Consider the following 19487-nt stretch of genomic DNA (forward strand, 5'->3'; position numbering starts at 1 on the left):
TTCAGGTTCTCCCCATTGGTAAACACAGACAGCCTCAATTTGAGGCATGGAAGGATCGTCCAAGCGATGCCGGCGCGTTAGCCGCGGCCCGGCGCTTGTCGGACGAGATGATGACCAGCACAAGGATGGTTATCAGGTACGGCGACATGGACAAGAGTTCGACGGGAATGGCAAACCCCGCCGCTTGCAGGTTCAACTGCAAGACGGTGACACCGCCGAAAAGATAGGCGCCCAGCAAAACCCGCCACGCCTTCCACGACGCGAAGACGACGATCGCCAGAGCAATCCAGCCACGCCCCGCGGTGATGCCTTCGGTCCATTGCGGCACGATCACCAAGCTCATGAAAGCGCCGCCGAGTCCGGCGCAAGCTCCCCCAAAAGCAATTGCGGCAAAGCGCGTGCCGATTACCGAATAGCCAAGAGCGTGGGCAGCATCGTGGTTCTCCCCGATAGCCCGAAGGATCAAGCCTGAACGAGAAAACCGCAGGAACCACCAGACTCCCAAAACCAGAGCGAGAGACACATAGACCATCCCATTCTGATGAAACAAGATTGGGCCGATAATCGGCAGTTCACTCAATCCAAGAAACTCCAAACGTTGCAGTGAGGGCGGGCGCATCCCGACGTATTCTTGCCCCATCAGCGAGGACACGCCCAGACCGAAAAGGGTCAGGCCAAGACCCGTCGCCACCTGGTTTGACAGCAGAAGCTGGGTCAGCACGCCGAACAGAAGCGCAAGTATCGCCGCCCCTGCCGCCGCCGCGACGAAGCCCAGGGCGGGCGAGCCGCTTTCCACGGCGACGATGAAGCCACTGATCGCGCCCACGATCATCATGCCTTCGACGCCAAGGTTAAGAACGCCCGAGCGCTCCACCACCAGTTCGCCCATCGCCGCCAGCAGGATCGGAGTCGAGGCGACCATCAGCGAGGCAAGCAAAAGGACGGGATTGATTGATCCGAAATCCATTATGCGTGGGCCTCCCGCCCGAGTTTGATGCGGAAGTTCGTCAGCACATCGAATGCCAGCAGGAAAAACAGCAGCATGCCCTGGAACGCCTGGATTGCTGCAGCGGGCAGGCCCAGCGTCGCCTGGGCCGCTTCGCCACCGATATAAGTCAGGGCCATCAAGAGACCCGCCAGAAGAATGCCGACAGGATGCAAACGGCCCAGAAAGGCCACGATGATCGCGGTGAAGCCGTAGCCGACGTTGAAATCGATGCTGATCTGTCCGGCCGGTCCCGCCACCTCGAACACGCCCGCCAGCCCCGCCAGCGCGCCGGAGAGGCCCAGACAGAACAGGATCAGCCGCGTCGGGTTCACGCCCGCGAAACGCGCCGCGCGGGGGCTTTGGCCCGCCAGCCGGATGTTGAACCCCATGATGTGGCGCGACAGCAGGATGTACCCCAGGATCACCGCGATAAACGCTGCGACGACGCCCCAGTGCATGCCCCAGCCCGCGATCAGTTCATTGTTCGCGGCGCTGTCATACTGCCGCAGGTTCCGCGACCCCGGAAATCCGGCACCGTCGGGGTTCCGCAAGGGCCCCAGCGCCGTCCAGGCCAGGATCTGCTCGGCCACGTAGACCAAAAGCAGCGAGACAAGGATCTCGTTGGTGTTGAACTTCGTCCGAAGGATGCCCGGGATCATCGCCCACAGGTACCCGCCAAGCGCACCCGCAAGGATCATCAGCGGAAAGATTAGCCAGCGCGCCTCCATCGGATAGAACGCCAGCCCCACCGCCGCGCCACAGATCGCGCCGATGATATACTGGCCCTCGGCGCCGATGTTCCAGATACCCGCCCGGAAGCCCATCGCCAGGCCGACCGCGATCAGGATCAGCGGCCCGGCCTTCACCAGAAGCTGGCCGCGATAGTAAAAGGCGAATTCGCCAAAGACCGGATCCCAGAAGATGGTGCGAATGGCCACCAAGGGGTCCGTGCCCAGCGCCCCGAACAGAAGCCCCCCTGCGATCATCGTCGTCAGAACGGCGACCACCGGCGTCGCCCAGGACCATGCGCGGGACGGCTGCGGGCGTTTCTCCAGCCGGATCATGACGTGGCCTCCTCGTGGATATGCGCCACTTCCATGCCGTGGGCGCCGCCCAGCATCAGGCCGATCTCGTCGATCGTCAGGCCCGCTGCGGGGCGCGGATCACTGAGCCGCCCCTCGTTCAGCGCGGCGAAGCGGGTGGAAATCTCCATCAGTTCGTCAAGGTCCTGGCTGATCACGATGACCGCGGCCCCATCCGCCGCAAGATCGAGAAGCGCCTGCCGGATCGCTGCCGCTGCGCTGGCGTCCACGCCCCATGTCGGCTGGTTGACGACCAGAACATCGGGTTTCTGAAGGATCTCGCGCCCGATCACGAATTTCTGCAGGTTGCCGCCCGACAGCGACCGCGCCGCGTTGCCCGGGCCGGGAGTGCGCACGTCGAACGCGGAAATCACCTCTTCGGCAAAGCCCTTCGCCTTGCCCCAGTCGACAAACCCGTTGGAAACGATGCCCTTCCTGACCCATCCCGAAAGAACCGCGTTCTCGGTCAGGCTCATGTCCGGCGCTGCGGCATGTCCCAAGCGTTCCTCCGGCGCGGCCAAAAGACCAAGCGCACGCCGATCGTTCGGGCCAAGCGCACCGACACCCCGACCGTTCAGCTGCACCGCGTCCGGCGCGGTGCGCGTCTCGCCCGAGAGCACGGCCAGCAATTCGTCCTGGCCGTTTCCGGCAACCCCACCGATGCCCAGAACCTCGCCCTTCCGCACCTCGATCGAGACGTTCTTCAAAGATGTCCCGAACGGGTTCGACGAGGCGGCCGAAAGACCCGAGATCGACAAGGCCACTTCGCCCAGTTGATGGGCGGCGGCGGTCGGAGTTTTGAGTTCGATGCCGACCATCATCTCGGCCAGTTCGCGTGCCGACTTCTCGCGCGGGTTACAGGACCCGACAACCTTGCCCAGCCGCAGGATCGTCGCGCCCTGGCAAAGGGCGCGAATTTCCTCGAGTTTGTGACTGATATAAAGGATCGACGTGCCTTCGTCCTGAAGCTTCCTCAGCGTCTCGAACAGGATGTCCACCTCCTGTGGCGTCAGAACACTGGTCGGCTCGTCCATGATCAGAAGCTTCGGGTCCTGCAGCAGGCATCGGATGATCTCGACACGCTGCCGCTCGCCCGCCGACAGATCGCCGACAAGCCGCGACGGGTCCAACGGCAGGCCATATGTTTCGCTGACCTCGCGAATGCTCTTCGCCAGCTCCCGCATGGGCGGCGGGTTCTCCATTCCCAATGCCACATTCTCGGCTACGTCCAGCGCCTCGAACAGGCTGAAATGCTGGAACACCATCGCGATGCCCGTCTGCCGCGCTTCGTGCGGGCTGCCGGGTGCATAAGGCGCGCCACCAAAGCTCATACGCCCTTCGTCCGGCTTCACAAGGCCATAGACCATCTTCACAAGAGTGGACTTGCCAGCGCCGTTCTCGCCCAGAAGCGCATGAACCTCGCCGGGTCCCACGGAAAACGATACGTCGTCATTGGCGACAACGCCGGGGTAAGCCTTCCGCAAGCCCTCGACGGCAAGGAGCGGCGCGCTCATGCCCTGTTCCCGATCATTGTTTGTCCCCCTGTTTCGTTCCGAACGATATCAGCCGCCACACCCAGTGCAATCGCCTGCGGGTGCTTTCCCAGCGCCGGCTCTCCGATCGGACAGACAATTCGCGCTATCTGCGCTTCGGAATGCCCCAACGCCGACAGCCGGGAGCGGAACCGCGCCCATTTCGTCGCCGACCCGATCAGGCCGAGAGACCGGAAAGGCCGGGCGAGAATACGATGGCAAAGCTCGAGATCGATGGCATGCGAGTATGTCAGCACCAGATGCTCCGCATGAGCAGGCGAAAGCGTCACTAAATCAGGCGGATTCGCAGCGATCAGTGTTTCTACGCCTGCCGGAATTTGCTCGGGAAACCGGTCATGGCCGCTGTCGGCCCAGCGAATTTCCAGATCAGGCAGCGGGGCCAGAACCTGAACGATGGCCCGGCCCACATGCCCCGCGCCCCAAACCCAGATCTGCCGGCTGGCCTGCTGCACCGGCTCGACCATCCAGCCGCCGATCACACCGGCCTCGGGTCGCTGCCCAAGGCCCCGGGCATCGGCCAGCACCCGCGACACCGCAAGGGGCATTGCCCCGGAACGGCCCGGAAGCGGCCTTGCCACGACGTCGCCCGTTATGTCCGCAACCCGCGCCGCATTCCAAACCTCGGTCAGCACGGCAACCGAACCGCCGCAGCACTGGCCAAGCGCCGGCCCAAGCGGCATCCGGTCCAGCCGGTCCGTTCCCGTCGACAGAACCTCGCGTGCGCGCGCGATCGCTTCGAACTCCAGCGCCCCACCGCCAATCGTGCCTTCCACGGCATCCGCCGTCACCAGCATGGACGCCCCGACTTCGCGCGGAACCGACCCCCGGGTCTCCGCCACGACGATCCGGGCAACCCGACCAACCTTGGTCAAATCGGCAATCCGGTCCAGCTGGAAACTCATGCCCTGACCCGCCGGATCGCTTCGAGCACATGTTCCGCAGTCGCCGGCGCCTCTAGGTCGGGATAGCCACCGCCGCAAGATGCAACGGCGTCGGACAGCGCCATCAGCGCCGAAATCCCCAGCATGAAGGGCGGTTCCCCTACCGCCTTCGACCGATAAATCGTGTCCTCCCGGTTCTCGCCGTCCCAGAGCGCGACGTTGAACACCTCTGGCCGGTCGGAACAGGCGGGTATCTTGTAGGTCGAAGGCGCATGGGTGCGCAGACGACCCTTGTCATCCCAGACCAGTTCCTCGGTCGTCAGCCAGCCGGCACCCTGCACATAGCCGCCTTCAATCTGGCCGATGTCGATCGCCGGGTTCAGCGACGCACCGCAGTCATGCAGGATGTCGGCCCTGAGTATCCTGTTCTCGCCGGTCAGCGTGTCGATCACCACTTCGGTCACCGCCGCGCCATAGGCGAAATAGAAGAACGGCCGGCCCTCGCCCTTGATCCGGTCCCAGACGATCTTGGGCGTGGCATAAAAACCCGTCGAAGACAGGCTGATCCGCGCCATGTAGGCGTCGCGCACGACATCCTCGAAGGTCAGGCTTTCGCCGCCCACATGCACCATCCCATCCTCGAACCGAACACTTGCGGCGTCGGTTTGCGCGCGACCCGCCACGAACTCGGCCAGACGGTCGCGGATCGTGTCACAGGCGGCCTTCACCGCCATGCCGTTCAGGTCCGAACCCGAAGAGGCCGCAGTCGCGGACGTGTTCGGTACCTTGGCTGTATCCGTCGCGGTGATCTTGACCCTCGAGACGTCGACACCGAACCGCGCGGCCGCCACCTGCGCCACCTTCTGGAACAGTCCTTGTCCCATCTCGGTGCCGCCGTGGTTCATATGAATCGACCCGTCCTGGTACACATGCACCAGCGCACCGGCCTGGTTCAGATGGGTCAGCGTGAACGAGATCCCGAACTTCACCGGAGTGAAGGCGATGCCTTTCTTCAGGATGTCATTCCGGGCGTTCCACTCTGAAACTTCTGCTTTTCGCCTGTAATAGTCACTGTTTTCCACCAGCTGGTCGGTCAGCTCGTGCAGAATGAAGTCTTCGACCGGCATGTGGTAGGGCGTTGTCTGCGGACCGATCTCTTCAGGCTTCGGAGAGTGCTTTCCGCCATAGCGATGCCCCGTCCCGGCACCCATCTTCTCGGCCCCGCGATAGTAATTCAGGCGCCGCACCTCCAGCGGATCGCGCCCGACGGCGTGGGCAACGTGGTCCAGAACGCGCTCGATCCCCAGCATCCCCTGCGGCCCGCCAAATCCGCGATAGGCCGTCGCGGACTGTGTATTGGTTTTCAGGCGATGCGATTCGATCCGCATGTTCGGAATATGGTAGGCGTTGTCAGCGTGCAGCATCGCCCGGTCGGCCACAGGCAAAGACAGGTCCATCGACCAGCCGCAACGGCAAAGCTGAAGGAATTCGACCCCAGCAATCTGCCCCTCGCCATCGAACCCGACACGATAGTCGATGCGGAAATCATGACGCTTGCCGGTGATAACCATATCGTCGTCGCGGTCATAGCGCATCGAGGCGGGACGCCCTGTCAAAGCCGCCACCACCGCGCAGGACACCGCCAGCGCATTGCCCTGGCTTTCCTTCCCGCCGAACCCGCCGCCCATGCGGCGCACCTCGACCCGCACGGCGTTCATATGAGTGCCCAGCGCCTCGGCCACCTTGTGCTGTATCTCGGTCGGATGCTGGGACGAGGAATGGACGATCATGTCGCCGCCTTCCTGCGGCAGAGCAACGGCAGCCTGGCTTTCCAGATAGAAATGCTCCTGCCCGCCCATGTCGATCGAACCTGCAATCACATTTTGCGAGGTATCGATGGCCGACGCCGCATCACCCTTCTGATAAATGCGCGGACCTTCCTCGAACCGGCTGTTCGCGGCCAGCGCCTCGTCCAGGGTCAGGATCGCAGGCAGTTCCTCGTACCGGATCTTCGCCAGCCGGGCAGCCTTGCGCGCCTGAAGATGCGTCTCGGCGGCCACCAAGAATACCGGCTGGCCAACGTAATGCACCGTTCCCTCCGCCAGCATCGGTTCAGGCGAGGGCGAGGGCGAGACGTCATTCTCGTGCGGCAGATCGTCGGCGGTCAGAACCGCGACGACCCCCGGCGCGGCGCGAACGGCCTCGAGGTCCATCGAGACGATCCGCCCGTGCGCCACTTCACTCAGCCCGAAGGCCAGGTGCAGCGCGTTTGCGGGAAGGGGGATGTCATCGACATACCGTGCCTGCCCGGTGACATGCAGCGGCGCGGCGTCGTGCGGCAGGGGTTTCGTGACGCTCATGCCCGAACCTCCCGTACACTGACGCTGCGGCCAGAAAGCTCGTGGAAATACCGAACCAGCATGTTCCCCGCCGTCTCCAGCCGGTACCCGGCGCTGGCCCGCATGTCCGTCATGGGTGTGAAATCGTCACTAAACCTGGGCAAAACGGCCTCTATGGTCGCCTGTGTCCAGGGTTTGCCGATCAGGCCCTCTTCGACAGAAGCGGCGCGCCTTGGGATACCCGCCATGCCACCGAAGGCGATCCGCGCGGCCTTTACCACACTATCCGCGACGGTCACGTTGAAAGCACCGCAAACGGCCGAGATATCCTGATCGAACCGCTTCGACAGCTTGTAGACCCGCAACGCAGACGCGCTCTTGGGCATCGTCACCGCCTCGACGAACTCCCCCGGCTGGCGGTCCTGCTTGCCATACTCCAGGAAGTACGCCTCGATCGGCATCTCGCGACGAGCGGCTCCCTTCCTTAGATGCAGCGTTGCGCCTAGCGCGATCAGCGCCGGCGGGTTGTCCCCGATGGGTGAACCGTTGGCAATGTTGCCGCCGATGGTCGCCGCCTGCCGCACCTGCTCCGATCCGTAACGGCGCACCATCTCGGCATAAGACGGATGGTGCTCCCGCAAGACCGGTAGAAGCTCGGCCATGGTGACACCTGCGCCGATCCGCAGAGTTTCACCTGCGTCTTCGATGACCTGAAGCTCCTGGCAGCGGTTCAGAAAGGCCATCTCGCCCAGATCCCGCAACCCCTTCGTCACCCAAAGCCCGACATCCGTAGCGCCCGCGATCAGCGTTGCCTCCGGATGCGCCTCGTACCAGGCCGCCAGTTCATCCAACGAGGACGGCGCAAAGGAAACAGTCTCTGTTTCAGGCGTTTCGTCCACCATCCAGGCAGGAATCGCCTCCGAAGACGCTGCCTCTGCAGCCCGGACAATCGGCGCATAGCCGGTGCATCGGCACAGGTTTCCGGCCAGAACATCGTCATGGTCCGTACGCCCGTTCAGATGACCCACAGCCATCGACACCACGAATCCCGGCGTGCAGAATCCGCACTGGCTGCCGTGTTTCTCGACCATTGCCGCCTGAACGGGATGAAGTTCGCCCCCCGGCCCGGAGATACCTTCGACTGTCCGGACCGCGCGACCATGCAACTGGGGCAGGAAAAGAATGCAGGCGTTCAGGGCCTTCGCCCCCCCGGCATCGGTCACCATCACCGTACAGGCGCCACAGTCGCCCTCGTTGCAACCTTCCTTCGTTCCTGTCAGCCCGCGATCTTCGCGTAGCCAGTCCAGCAGCGTTCGTGTCGGCGGGGTGTCCACCTCCACAGTTTCCCCATTCAGAGAAAACCTGACTTTCATGAAGAGTCCTGCCGCCTTACCCGAAAGGATCAGCCCAATGCGCGCCGTCGATGCGGCGTAGAGAGCGCGCAGCCTTTTTCTGAACACCAATCAAAGCGCGAAGCGGAAAACTTTTCAAGTCTTTCCGAACACGCGCGAAAACGTGATCGGAGAATCGTCATAACGCGCTACCCTCTGACTCACGCATTCAAAGGAGACGCTTTCAATGAACCGAATGACCGCCAAGGACTTCGACCAGGAACTTCTGGACCTTTACGACTACTATGCTCACGGCAAGATCACGAAACGCCAGTTTCTGGATCGCGCCGGCAAGTTCGCCGTCGGTGGGGTGACGGCGATGGCGCTGCTGGAGATGCTCAGCCCGAACTATGCGCTGGCCCAGCAGATCAGCTTCAACGACCCCGATATCGTGCCGGAGTACATCACCTACCCATCTCCGGGCGGGACCGGCGACGTCAGGGGATATCTCGTGAAGCCGGCGAATGCGCCCGAGAAACTTCCGGCCGTTCTCGTCATCCACGAGAACCGTGGCCTGAATCCGTATATTGAAGATGTGGCGCGCCGCGTCGCCAAGGCCGGCTTCATGGCGCTGGCCCCTGATGGGCTAACGTCGGTCGGCGGCTATCCCGGCAATGATGCCGAAGGGCGCGAACTGCAGCGTACCGTGGACGGTGAGCAATTGATGAATGACTTCTTCAACGGCTTCGAACACCTTCTGAATCGTGACGATTCAACGGGAAAATGCGGCGCGGTCGGATTCTGCTATGGCGGCGGCGTCTGCAACGCGCTGGCCGTGGCCTTCCCCGAGATGTCGGCCTCGGTGCCATTCTATGGCCGTCAGGCCGCCGCCGAGGATGTACCTAAGATCCAGGCTCCGCTTCTTCTCCAATACGCCGCCCTCGACGAACGGATCAACGAAGGCTGGCCAGCCTACGAAGCGGCTCTCAAGGCCAATAACAAGACCTTCGAGGCTAATATCTATCCGAACGTGAACCACGGCTTCCACAACGATTCCACCCCGCGCTACGACGAAGCCGCGGCGAACCTGGCATGGGATCGGACCATTGCCTGGTTCAACCAGTACCTGACCTGACCGCATTCGCCCGTGCCGGGCTCCCCGGCACGGACCTGCGGACGCCTTTGTCACATTGACGGGAACGCGACGGATCGGCACGCTGAGACATCAGCAGGGGTCAGGATGCGAATAACGCCCATCTCATTTCTTTGCGCGGCTTGTATCTTCGCCTCGGGCGCAGTCGCGCAGACCCCGGAGAACTGCGAGGAATGGCCAGAGGTTCCGGACAAGCTCATCACCGACCTCACGGCCTGGATCGCCATTCACACGATGTACGACGTCAGCGAGTTGTATCGCTCGCCACCCGAGATCGCGTTCTGCAGCGTCGGTGACTGGATCGAGTACGAAGAGACCGACCTGCGGGTCGAACCGGAACTTAGGGCAGCCTACAACCATCCTTCCGACACCGTGTATCTCGTCCTGCCTTGGTCGGCGGACAATCCCTATGACAGGTCAGTACTGCTGCATGAGCTGATTCACGATGTGCAACTGGCCAACCGCGACTGGCCCTGCGTCGGAGCGCCGGAGCTGGAAGCCTATACGCTTCAGGCCGAATACCTGAGTGGCTACGGGATCGACGCCGGCTTTGACTGGCGATCGATCTTCCTTTTGTCACTCTGCCCCTAGCGCGCTTAGCCCCAGGTCGGGTGAAACTTGCCCGCGGGCGACAGGGTGAAGATCTCGACGCCCGTCTCGGTCACGCCGACCGAATGCTCGAACTGCGCGGACAATGACTTGTCCCGCGTCACGGCTGTCCAGTCATCGGCCAGAACCTTGGTTTCGGGACGACCGAGATTCACCATCGGCTCGATGGTGAAGAACATGCCCGGCTCCAGAACCGCCCCGGTGCCGGGACGCCCATAGTGCAGCACGTTCGGCGGCGCGTGGAACACACGACCCAGTCCGTGTCCGCAAAAATCGCGAACCACGCTCATCCGTTGCGCCTCGACATAGGCCTGGATGGCATGGCCGATATCGCCAAAGGTATTTCCCGGCCTGACCGCCTCGATTCCCTTGAAAAGCGCGTCGTGCGTCACCTGGATCAGCCGCTCGGCCTTCCGGGACAGCTTGCCGGCGACGTACATCCGGCTTGTGTCTCCAAACCAGCCGTCGACGATGACGGTGACATCGACGTTCAGGATATCGCCATCCTGCAGCCGCTTCTCGCCGGGAATGCCATGGCAGACGACGTGGTTCACGCTAATGCAACTGGCGTGCTGATAGCCCTTGTACCCGATCGTCGCGCTGACCGCTTCGGCGTCCTTCACCATCCGCTCGATCTCGGCGTCGATCTCGCCGGTCGAGACTCCGGGTACGATCATCGCGGCGATATCGTCCAGGATGCGCGCAGCCAGTTCGCCGGCGCGATGCATGCCAGCGAAATCCTCGGGTTCATAAATGCGGATGCCGTCCTTGGTCAGTCGGCCCTTGGTGCGATCGTCCACGCAGGTTCCTTTCTTTCCGACCGCGATATAGGCCGTTCTGACCCAAATCGCCATAGTGCGTGACCAGCTATCTACCCATGAAACGGCATCTCTGGCCCCAAGGTCACAGCCTCGGTCGTGATATGGGTGCCGAAGACCATCACCTCGACCCCCGCGTCCCGCGCCCGGTCAAAGGCGACGCCGTAGCCGGGGTCAAGATCGCGCGCCAACGAGAAACGCGCGCAATCGGTCCTTTGCACGAGATAGAGCATGACCGCGCGATGCCCCGCCGCCACCATATCGGCCAATTCGTCCAGATGCCGGGCCCCGCGTGCGGTCACGCAATCGGGGAACTCGGCCAGGTCGCCGTCGCGCCGCAGATGCGCGTTCTTCACCTCGACATAGACAGCTGCATGCTCCCCGCCGCTCAACAGGAAATCGACCCGGCTTTTCTGGCCATACTTCACCTCTGCCTGCACGGTCTCATAGGCACCCAGCCCCGGCACTTGCCGCGCCTCCAACGCCTCGCGCACCACCCGGTTCGGGACACCAGTATCGATACCGGCCAGATGACCGCCCTCCAGTTCGGCCAGTCTCCAGCCGTATTTCAACTTTTTTCGCGGATCGTCGTTCGGCTCCAGCCAGATGCGCATGCCGGAGGCGTCCAGCCCAAGCATCGCGCCCGGGTTCGGACAATGCGCAGTAACCTCGCGCCCGCTGCCCTCCAGAACAACGTCGGCGAGAAATCTTTTATAGCGCCGGACCAGCCGCGCCGGGACCAAAGGGGTTGGAAACCGCATGATCGCCGCCCTATACCGCAATGACAAAGGGAACAAGGATGCGAACATGACGAATCCCACCGCGGCCATGCTTGTGATCGGCGACGAGATCCTCTCGGGCCGGACCCGGGATGCGAACATGCATCACCTTGCCGGCTGTCTGACCGAGGCCGGGATCGACCTCAAGGAGGTTCGGATCGTCTCGGATGATCGCGACGCCATCATCGCGGCGGTCAAGGCGCTTTCGGAAACATACGAGCAGGTTTTCACCTCGGGCGGCATCGGCCCGACCCATGATGACATCACCGCCGATTGTATCGCCGCCGCCTTCGGCGCAGGGATCGGCGTGCGCGACGACGCGCGAGCGATCCTCCAGGCGCATTACGACCGGCAGGGGCTGGAATTCAACGAGGCGCGTATGCGCATGGCCCGCATCCCCGACGGCGCGACCCTGATCGAGAACCCGGTGTCGGCCGCACCCGGCTTCACAATCGCCAATGTTCACGTCATGGCGGGCGTGCCCAGCGTGTTTCAGGCCATGGTCGCCTCGGTCCTGCCCACCCTGACCGGTGGAGAACCGCTGACCTCGGCAACCGTCAGGATCGACCGTGGCGAAGGCGATATCGCCGGTCCGCTGACGGCCCTCGCGGCCGAGCTTCCCGAAGTCAGCTTTGGTTCGTACCCATTCATCCGCGACGGCAGGTACGGCGCGAACATCGTCGTCCGCGGCACTCCCGCTGCAGCAGTGGAAGCAGCCGTCGAGCGGCTCTGCGCACTCTTTCCGGAAGCCATCCGGTGAAGACACCGGAGCCCCACCAGTTGTTCGGCGTGCTCGACGCCACTTGGCCCCCCGCCCGGTTCATTTCACTTGGTCCCTGGACCTTGCGCGAGGGAAAGGGCGGCGGGCAGCGCGTATCGGCGGCAACTGCGAGTTCCCCTTTGTCAGAGACTGATATCGTCCTTGCCGAAGCAGGGATGCGCGACCTCGGGCAACCTGCGATCTTCATGATCCGCCCGGAGGACACCGCTCTCGATGACTGGCTCTCCGCCCGGAGCTATCGAGTCGTCGACCCGGTTACCGTTTATGCCGCGCCAACCGAAATCCTTGCGCGGGAACTGCCCCTCACCACCACCACACCGATCTGGCCGCCTCTGGCGATTCAGCGCGAGATATGGCGGCAAGGCGGCGTGAACGACGCGCGGATTGCCGTCATGGAGCGTGCCGAAACCGCCAAGACCGCCCTGCTTGGCCGCACCGGTGACAGCCCTGCTGGCGTTGCCTATGTGGGCATCAAGGACGGGATCGCCATGCTTCACGCTTTGGAAGTGACGCCCGCGCATCGTCGAGCGGGGCTTGGAACCGCGCTGCTGCACGGTGCCGCGAACTGGGCGCGGACTCAGGGCGCCGCTTGGCTAACGCTGATCGTGACGCAGTCGAACGCACCGGCGAACGGCTTGTACCGCAGACTGTCGATGACACCCGTCACCGGGTATCATTACCGCCGTCTTCCGGAAGACACGGCATGAGAGCACTGGCCGCCCTTATCGTCCTGCTGATCCCCGCCGCCGCCGCTGCACTGGATCTGACCGTTCCGGGCGCGGTCAGCGTTCGCAGTGAAACGCTCCCGGCCGGGCGGATTCTGCTTCCCGAGGCGCCTTGGTCGCCCGATGCCGGGCCCATCGTTGCCGAAGGGCGGATCACCCGCGAAGTCCTACGGGTCCCGAACACGGCGCGCACGTCGCTGCAGCTGGTTGATGGCTTGCGTCAAGTACTTGAAGAAGAGGGATATTCCGAAGTTTTCGGGTGCACCGATTCCAACTGCGGCGGTTTCGACTTCCGGTTCCAGCTGGATATCCTTGGCGAACCCGACATGTTCGTCGATCTGGGTGATTATGTGTATCTGCTGATGCGAACCGCCGACTCCGAGGTTCAGCCTCATACAGTCGCGCTCGTGGCATCGCGCTCACAGTCGACCGGTTTCGTACATGTCACGACAGTGTCAGAGGCTGAGGCCATGCCCCTTCCCGAGACCCAGCCCGAAGAACCAAGCCCACCCGCAGAAGAGAAAGATGATCTGATCGGCAGACTGATCGAAAAGGGTCACACGGTCCTGCCGGGTCTAGATTTCGGCAGCGGGTCGGCCGATCTTGGTGACGGTTCTTACCCATCGCTGGAACTCTTGGCCGAATGGCTTTCTGAAAACCCGACCGCCCGGGTAGTTCTGGTGGGGCACACCGATTCCGTCGGCTCTCTCGAAGCGAACACGGCCCTTTCGCGCCAGCGCGCCGGATCGGTGGCCCGGTTCCTTGTCGAACGACTGGGCGCCGAAAGCAGGCAAATACAATCCTCCGGTGCGGGCTTCCTGTCACCGGTTGCTTCGAACCTCACCGAGGATGGTCGGGCGGCGAACCGGCGGGTAGAGGTCGTGCTCCTGTCGCTGGACGAATGACGCACCTCAGTCGAACGGGTAAAGAGCTTCGATAGCAACATCCGCGATCTGCGGCAGACCGGCCGCATCCATCACGTGAATGCCTTCGATGACGGTCAGCATGGCCATGGCCGCTCCTCGAGGATCGGGTTCATCCGCCGGCATGCGGTCTGCCAGCCACGCGACATAACCTTCGATGATACCCGCAGCCATCTCGCGATGGGCTTGCTCGCCAAGGGCGGCCGTCGCCACCACCTCGCGCCACAACCGGATATAGGCCGCAACAACCGGCGAGCGCACAACGGCAAGTACCTCGTTCAGAAGCATTTTCTTGTCCGACGTTTGCCGCAGGGGCAATGCGGCATCCAGCTTGACGGTCAGGTCAGCGGCAATTGTCACCAGAAGCTCGGCCACAAGCCGATCCTTCGATCCAAAATGGTAGATCAGCATCCTGTCGCTTGTACCAGCCGCCTTCGCCAAGGGCCGCAGGCTGGCCGATGTCAGCCCGTGGTCAAGCACATGCGCGGCCATGGACCGCAACTGTCTTTTCCTGGTGTCTTCCGAGCGCGACATGAATCGGTTGTAGCGTCTGCTACAAAATTGTAAATGTAGCGAGTGCTACAGATTCGGGGGAAGCACTGTGTTTGACGTCATTCCATTCTTCGGGGCCGCGCTGGCCCTCGGATATCTTCTCTACTCGGCGACCAACGAAACGATACGCATCGCGTGGCAGGTCCCTGCCGCTGTCTGCGGTCTTTTTCTCGCTTGGTCGCTTTTTGCCGTAGTGACAGAGGGGCCGCTGGGCTTCTGGGCGATCCACACCGGAAGCGCATGGGCGAACCAGGTCTGGTTCGATCTGCTGATCGCGATCACTCTGGTCTGGACGGTCCTGCTTCCAAAGGCTCGCAACCTGGGCATGCGCCCCCTGCCATGGGCAATCCTGATCCTTTGCACGGGATGCATCGGCGCCTCGGCGATGTTCGCGCGCGTCCTCTGGCTCGAAAAGCGCGGCGAAAGCGTCCCGGCATGAAAAAAGGGCGCCCGATCCTGGGCGCCCTGTAGTTGTTTGAACCGAGGGAAAGTCACTCGAACGACGAACCGAATTTCACCATGCGTCCGGGCCCTTGTCCGCGAAGGAATGAACCAGGAAGTCGATAAAGGCGCGAACCTTCGGCTGGGTGAAGCGACCCGGCGGATAGACCGCGAAGATGCCCTGGGTCTCGATCGGAAGCTCAGGGATGGCTTCCTGGACAAGGCCCTGCTCCATTGCCTCGGCGTAAAGGAACGACGGCAGGTAGGCGATGCCGAGGCCCGCGATCGCCGCATTCAGCAGCGACTGACCATCGTTCACCGTCAGCCAGCCGGCCGTGCGCACCTGGCGCTTTTCGCCCGAAGGCGCGGTCAGCTTCCAGACGTTGCCGGAGGAGTTGTTCGAGTAATGCAGAAGCTTGTGCTCGTTAAGATCGTCGATCTTCTGCGGGCGCCCGTACTTCTTGAAGTAGTCCGGGCTGGCGATCATGCGGCGGTTCGTCTCGCACAGCTTGCGCGCACGCAGCGTCGAGTCTTCCAGTTCGCCGATCCGGATCGCAAGGTCGAACCCTTCAGAGATCAGCTCCACATAGCGGTTGTTCAGTACCATGTTCACCGTGATGTCCGGGAATTCCTGCAGGAATTCACCAAGAACGGGCGACAGGTGATTTACGCCGAAATCCGTGGCCACCGAGATGCGCAAGAGCCCCGAGGGCGCGGATTGCATCGAGGTCACAAGCGCATCGGCTTCGCCGGCATCGTTAAGTACGCGGCGGGCGCGATCATAATACGCCAGTCCGATCTCCGTCGGAGATACGCGGCGCGTGGTGCGGTTCAACAGCCGTGCGCCAAGACGGGCTTCCAGCGAAGAGACGTGCTTTGACACGGCAGACTTCGAAATACCCATCTTCTTGGCAGCATCTGTGAACCCACCCTGATCCACGACGGTTGCGAACGCTTCCATTTCCGTCAGTCGGTCCATCAGGTCTCTTTTCCCTCGTCAGTGCCCCCGAGGCCTGCCTGTTGTGCAGGTGAAATCGGGCAAGATTGCGGAAAGACCCCGACAATTACCCGGTTTTATCGGGATTGTTTTGAGGGTGGATACGAGCGGAATACATCTTAAGCGGGTCAGCCGTGGACGAAATGCACCCTGTCATAGTGCTTTCGCAGGGCGGCTACTTCGCCCGCCATCGCCCCCGGATCGTTCGAGCGCAACGCCCGCGCCACCAGCCGCGCGATCTGATCCACGGTATCACGCGTCACACCCCAACGCACCAACTCTGGCGTTCCGATTCTGAGCCCGTTCAGATCACCCTCCACCGGATCGATCGGCAATCCGATCCCGCAGGCAAGGAACCCGGCCCTGTAAAGCTTCTTCGACGCCGCCTGCCCGCCACCATAGGCAGCGGCCTCTACCGCAAACTGATGCGATGCCGTGAATCCCCGTGCACCCGCGAAAACGGGAACACCCTCGGCATCCAGCGTTTCGGCAAAGACGCGCGCCGTCTCGATCATCTCCTCGGCATAGGCTCTGCCGAAACTCAGCCAGTCCAGCATCGTCAGCGCCAGGGCCGCCGATTTGGCCGCGTCGAAGTTCGCCGTCATCCCGGGAAAGGCAATCGCGTCCAGCCGCTCGGCCATTTCCGCATCATTCGTCACGATCAGTCCGCCAGCCGGTCCGCCAAGGCTCTTGTAAGTGCTCATCGTCATCAGATGCGCCCCCTCGGCCAAGGGGTCGCGCCAGGCCTTGCCGGCGATGATCCCGCATTGATGCGCCGCATCGAACAACAGCTTCGCGCCAACCTCGTCGGCAATGGCGCGCAGATCGGCCACGGGATGTTCGAACAGATTCAGGCTGGACCCGACTGTGATCAGGTCTGGCCGTATCTCACGGGCAAGCCGCCGGACACCGTCCACATCCACCGTATAGTCAGCGGCATTGACCGGGGCATCCATGGTCTTCAGCCCGAAAAGCCCGGCGCATCCGGCCTTGTGATGGGTCACGTGCCCACCAACGCTGGCCGAAGGTGCGATGATGGTGTCGCCCGGCCTGCAGGTCGCCATGAACGCATAAAGATTCGCCATCGCCCCCGAGGGCACCCGGATCTCGGCGAATTTCGCGTCGAACACCTCGGCAGCCAGTTCCGCTGCGATCACCTCGATCTCTTCGATTGCCTCCAGCCCCATCTCGTACTTGTCGCCCGGATAGCCAAGCGAGGGGCGAGAGCCCAATCCTTCGGCCAGGACCGCCTCGGCGCGCGGCGCCATGACATTCGTTGCAGGGTTCAGATTGAAACAGTCGCGCTCGTGAATCCGCCGGTTCTCGGCGATCAGCTCCGCGACCCGCCCGGCTATCGCGTCCGGCGACGAACGAGCGGTTTTGCGGGCAATATCCATAACCCGCGTTTCACAGGCGGCGGGAACCCAGGAACGATGATCCAGCATGGCAAGTCTCCTTGTCGCCATTCTGGACAGCCTCGTTCGCCGGGTGCAATCGGGAATTACAATCCCGCGGCCAGCCGCGCGCCCTGATCTATGGCCCGCTTGGCGTCCAGTTCCGCCGCCACGTCCGCACCGCCGATGACATGGGTCGCGATACCGGCCGCGTCCAGCGCATCGGCCAGCCGCCGATCGCTCACCTGCCCGGCGCACAGCACCACCGTATCGCAGGGAACGATTTCAGGCGTGCCGTCCTGACGAACGATATGCAAACCTTCGGAGTCGATCTTCACATAGGTCACGCCACCCACCATCGTGACGCCCTTCATCTGCAGGGACGCGCGATGAATCCAACCCGTCGTCTTGCCCAGACGCTTGCCCGGTCGCTCGCTTTTCCGCTGGAATAGTGACACTTTTCGGACCGCAGGTGCCGGTTGGGGACCCTCTGGCGCCAGCCCCGAGCGATGCGCCTCGGGATCGGTCACACCCCATTCCTTCATCCAGTCCGGCAAGTGTACGGTCGGGCTGTGATCCGTGGTCAGAAACTCCGAGACGTCGAAGCCGATCCCGCCGGCACCGATCACCGCCACTTGCTCGCCGGCAATTTCGCGGCCTGTCAGAATGTCGATATAGCTGACCACATGCGCGCTGCCTTCGACCGGGATTTCCGGATCGCGGGGCAGTACGCCTGTTGCGACGATGACCTCGTCGAAGGCACCCAGCTCCCCGGCCGAAACCTCGGTCTTCAGCCGCAGATCGATCCCGCGTTCCGCCACCATTGTCTCGTACCAGTCGATCAGCCCGTGAAACTCTTCCTTGCCGGGAACCATCTTAGCCATGTTCAGCTGACCGCCGATCCGGTCGGCCCTGTCGAACAGCGTCACCGAGTGCCCCCGCTCCGCCGCCACAAGCGCCGCCGACAACCCGGCGGGCCCCGCCCCGACAACCGCGATGGTCTTGAGGACACCAGCAGGCGCATAGACAAGTTCCGTCTCATGTGCCGCCCGGGGGTTCACAAGGCAGCTGGCCACTTTCATCTCGAAGGTATGGTCAAGGCAAGCCTGGTTGCACGCGATGCAGGGCGCGATGGTGTCCGCCCGGCCCGCCTGCGCCTTTGCCACGAAGTCCGGATCGGCAAGAAAGGGGCGCGCCATCGACACCATGTCGGCGCAGCCCTCGGCCAGCACAGCCTCTGCGACCTCCGGCGTGTTGATCCTGTTCGATGTGATCACAGGAATCGAAACCTCTCCCATCAGCTTTTTCGTCACCCAGGAGAAGGCTCGCCGCGGCACGCTCGTCGCGATGGTCGGAATCCGCGCCTCGTGCCAGCCTATGCCGGTATTCAGGATGGATGCGCCCGCCTTTTCAATGGCTTGCGCCAATGTGATCACTTCGTCCCAGGTCTGACCATTGGGCACCAGGTCGATCAGGCTGATCCTGTAGATCACGATGAAATCGGTGCCCACGGCCTCCCGCACCCGGCGCACGACCTCCACGGGCAGGCGCATCCGGTTCTCCAGCGATCCGCCCCAGCGGTCCGTCCGCTTGTTGGTAAGGGCAACCAGGAACTGGTTCAGGAAATACCCCTCCGAGCCCATCACCTCGACACCGTCATAGCCCGCCTCACGCGCGCGGCGCGCGGCCTCGGCGATATCCGCGATCTGCTTCTCGATCCCGTCCTCGTCCAGTTCTCTCGGAGCGAAGGGCGAAATCGGCGACTTCACCGGCGAAGGCGCGACGCATTCCGGCGAGTAGGCATAGCGCCCGGCATGCAGGATCTGCATCGCGATCCGCCCGCCGGCCTCGTGCACGCGCCCTGTCACGACACGATGGTTCGCGATGTCCTTGTCGGAAAACAGCCCTGCCGCACCGGGCAGAACGCCGCCCTCGCGGTTCGGCGCCATGCCCCCAGTCACCATCAGGCCCACACCACCCCGGGCCCGCGCGGCATAGAACTCGGCCACGCGCTCGAAATCTCCGACCTCTTCCAGGCCGGTATGCATGGAACCCATCACAACCCGGTTCGGCAGCACGACATGCCCAAGATCCAGCGGCTGGAAAAGATGCGGATAGTCGGTCATCAGGGCCTCCCGGTC

At 62.9% G+C, this 19487-nt stretch carries 18 protein-coding genes; 6 read left to right on the plus strand and 12 right to left on the minus strand.

Going from position 1 to position 19487, the window contains the following annotated elements; all coding sequences use genetic code 11:
* Positions 1-34: 34 nt before the first annotated feature.
* The 6 genes from ACKLNI_RS04315 to ACKLNI_RS04340 are packed head-to-tail and all read right to left on the minus strand — an operon-like array spanning position 35 to position 8216.
* Complete coding sequence (locus ACKLNI_RS04315; RefSeq protein ID WP_413717801.1) at positions 35-967, minus strand: ABC transporter permease; 933 nt, start codon at positions 965-967, stop codon at positions 35-37.
* A complete protein-coding gene (locus tag ACKLNI_RS04320) occupies positions 967-2052 on the minus strand; it encodes an ABC transporter permease (RefSeq protein ID WP_413717802.1) in 1086 nt (361 codons plus the stop codon). Before ACKLNI_RS04320 ends, ACKLNI_RS04315 begins: the two co-directional genes overlap by 1 nt.
* Complete coding sequence (locus tag ACKLNI_RS04325) at positions 2049-3584, minus strand: ABC transporter ATP-binding protein (RefSeq protein WP_413717803.1); 1536 nt, start codon at positions 3582-3584, stop codon at positions 2049-2051. Before ACKLNI_RS04325 ends, ACKLNI_RS04320 begins: the two co-directional genes overlap by 4 nt.
* Positions 3581-4525 (minus strand): xanthine dehydrogenase accessory protein XdhC, encoded by a 945-nt coding sequence (gene xdhC, locus ACKLNI_RS04330; RefSeq protein WP_413717804.1) that lies wholly within the window; start codon positions 4523-4525, stop codon positions 3581-3583. Before xdhC ends, ACKLNI_RS04325 begins: the two co-directional genes overlap by 4 nt.
* A complete protein-coding gene (xdhB, locus tag ACKLNI_RS04335) occupies positions 4522-6864 on the minus strand; it encodes a xanthine dehydrogenase molybdopterin binding subunit (protein WP_413717805.1) in 2343 nt (780 codons plus the stop codon). Before xdhB ends, xdhC begins: the two co-directional genes overlap by 4 nt.
* Positions 6861-8216, minus strand: coding sequence for a xanthine dehydrogenase small subunit (locus ACKLNI_RS04340; RefSeq protein WP_413717966.1), 1356 nt, complete (start codon positions 8214-8216; stop codon positions 6861-6863). Before ACKLNI_RS04340 ends, xdhB begins: the two co-directional genes overlap by 4 nt.
* Before the next feature lie 205 nt (positions 8217-8421).
* Here ACKLNI_RS04340 and yghX point away from each other — a divergent pair, with 205 nt between their 5' ends.
* Together yghX and ACKLNI_RS04350 are read left to right on the plus strand one after the other, a co-directional pair.
* Positions 8422-9309 carry a YghX family hydrolase gene (yghX, locus tag ACKLNI_RS04345; protein ID WP_413717806.1) on the plus strand — a complete coding sequence of 296 codons (888 nt, stop codon included), beginning with the start codon at positions 8422-8424 and terminating at the stop codon, positions 9307-9309.
* 105 nt (positions 9310-9414) lie between these two features.
* Positions 9415-9918, plus strand: coding sequence for a DUF6647 family protein (locus tag ACKLNI_RS04350; RefSeq protein ID WP_413717807.1), 504 nt, complete (start codon positions 9415-9417; stop codon positions 9916-9918).
* Positions 9919-9923: 5 nt separating this feature from the next.
* Here the strand turns inward: ACKLNI_RS04350 and map are convergent, their stop codons facing one another.
* Positions 9924-10790, minus strand: a complete 867-nt coding sequence (gene map, locus ACKLNI_RS04355; RefSeq protein ID WP_413717808.1) for a type I methionyl aminopeptidase — start codon at positions 10788-10790, stop codon at positions 9924-9926.
* Positions 10791-10807: 17 nt separating this feature from the next.
* On the minus strand, positions 10808-11515 hold the full coding sequence (sfsA, locus tag ACKLNI_RS04360) for a DNA/RNA nuclease SfsA (RefSeq protein ID WP_413717809.1): 708 nt from the start codon (positions 11513-11515) through the stop codon (positions 10808-10810).
* 46 nt (positions 11516-11561) lie between these two features.
* Between sfsA and ACKLNI_RS04365 the strand changes: the two genes are divergently transcribed.
* The 3 genes from ACKLNI_RS04365 to ACKLNI_RS04375 are packed head-to-tail and all read left to right on the plus strand — an operon-like array spanning position 11562 to position 13944.
* Positions 11562-12293 carry a competence/damage-inducible protein A gene (locus tag ACKLNI_RS04365; RefSeq protein WP_413717810.1) on the plus strand — a complete coding sequence of 244 codons (732 nt, stop codon included), beginning with the start codon at positions 11562-11564 and terminating at the stop codon, positions 12291-12293.
* Entirely contained in the window at positions 12290-13021 is a 732-nt protein-coding gene (locus ACKLNI_RS04370) for a GNAT family N-acetyltransferase (protein ID WP_413717811.1), read from the plus strand. The genes ACKLNI_RS04365 and ACKLNI_RS04370 overlap by 4 nt, the downstream gene beginning before the upstream one ends.
* Complete coding sequence (locus tag ACKLNI_RS04375) at positions 13018-13944, plus strand: OmpA family protein (RefSeq protein ID WP_413717812.1); 927 nt, start codon at positions 13018-13020, stop codon at positions 13942-13944. Before ACKLNI_RS04370 ends, ACKLNI_RS04375 begins: the two co-directional genes overlap by 4 nt.
* 6 nt (positions 13945-13950) lie before the next feature.
* Here ACKLNI_RS04375 and ACKLNI_RS04380 read toward each other — a convergent pair whose 3' ends face one another.
* Positions 13951-14454, minus strand: coding sequence for a TetR/AcrR family transcriptional regulator (locus ACKLNI_RS04380; RefSeq protein ID WP_413717813.1), 504 nt, complete (start codon positions 14452-14454; stop codon positions 13951-13953).
* A gap of 109 nt (positions 14455-14563) precedes the next feature.
* Here ACKLNI_RS04380 and ACKLNI_RS04385 point away from each other — a divergent pair, with 109 nt between their 5' ends.
* The gene (locus ACKLNI_RS04385) at positions 14564-14953 is read left to right on the plus strand and encodes a hypothetical protein (RefSeq protein ID WP_413717814.1); all 390 of its coding nucleotides are present in this window, start codon (positions 14564-14566) and stop codon (positions 14951-14953) included.
* Positions 14954-15028: 75 nt separating this feature from the next.
* Here the strand turns inward: ACKLNI_RS04385 and ACKLNI_RS04390 are convergent, their stop codons facing one another.
* The 3 genes from ACKLNI_RS04390 to ACKLNI_RS04400 all read right to left on the minus strand — a co-directional run bounded on the left by ACKLNI_RS04390 (position 15029) and on the right by ACKLNI_RS04400 (position 19472).
* Positions 15029-15934, minus strand: a complete 906-nt coding sequence (locus ACKLNI_RS04390) for a LysR family transcriptional regulator (protein ID WP_413717815.1) — start codon at positions 15932-15934, stop codon at positions 15029-15031.
* A gap of 146 nt (positions 15935-16080) precedes the next feature.
* The gene (locus ACKLNI_RS04395) at positions 16081-17397 is read right to left on the minus strand and encodes a serine hydroxymethyltransferase (protein WP_413717816.1); all 1317 of its coding nucleotides are present in this window, start codon (positions 17395-17397) and stop codon (positions 16081-16083) included.
* A 56-nt stretch (positions 17398-17453) separates the two neighbouring features.
* Positions 17454-19472, minus strand: a complete 2019-nt coding sequence (locus tag ACKLNI_RS04400; RefSeq protein WP_413717817.1) for an FAD-dependent oxidoreductase — start codon at positions 19470-19472, stop codon at positions 17454-17456.
* Positions 19473-19487: the final 15 nt, after the last annotated feature.

Origin of the sequence: Silicimonas lutimaris, from assembly GCF_047314965.1 — a bacterium.
Classification (GTDB): domain Bacteria; phylum Pseudomonadota; class Alphaproteobacteria; order Rhodobacterales; family Rhodobacteraceae; genus JAVJUV01.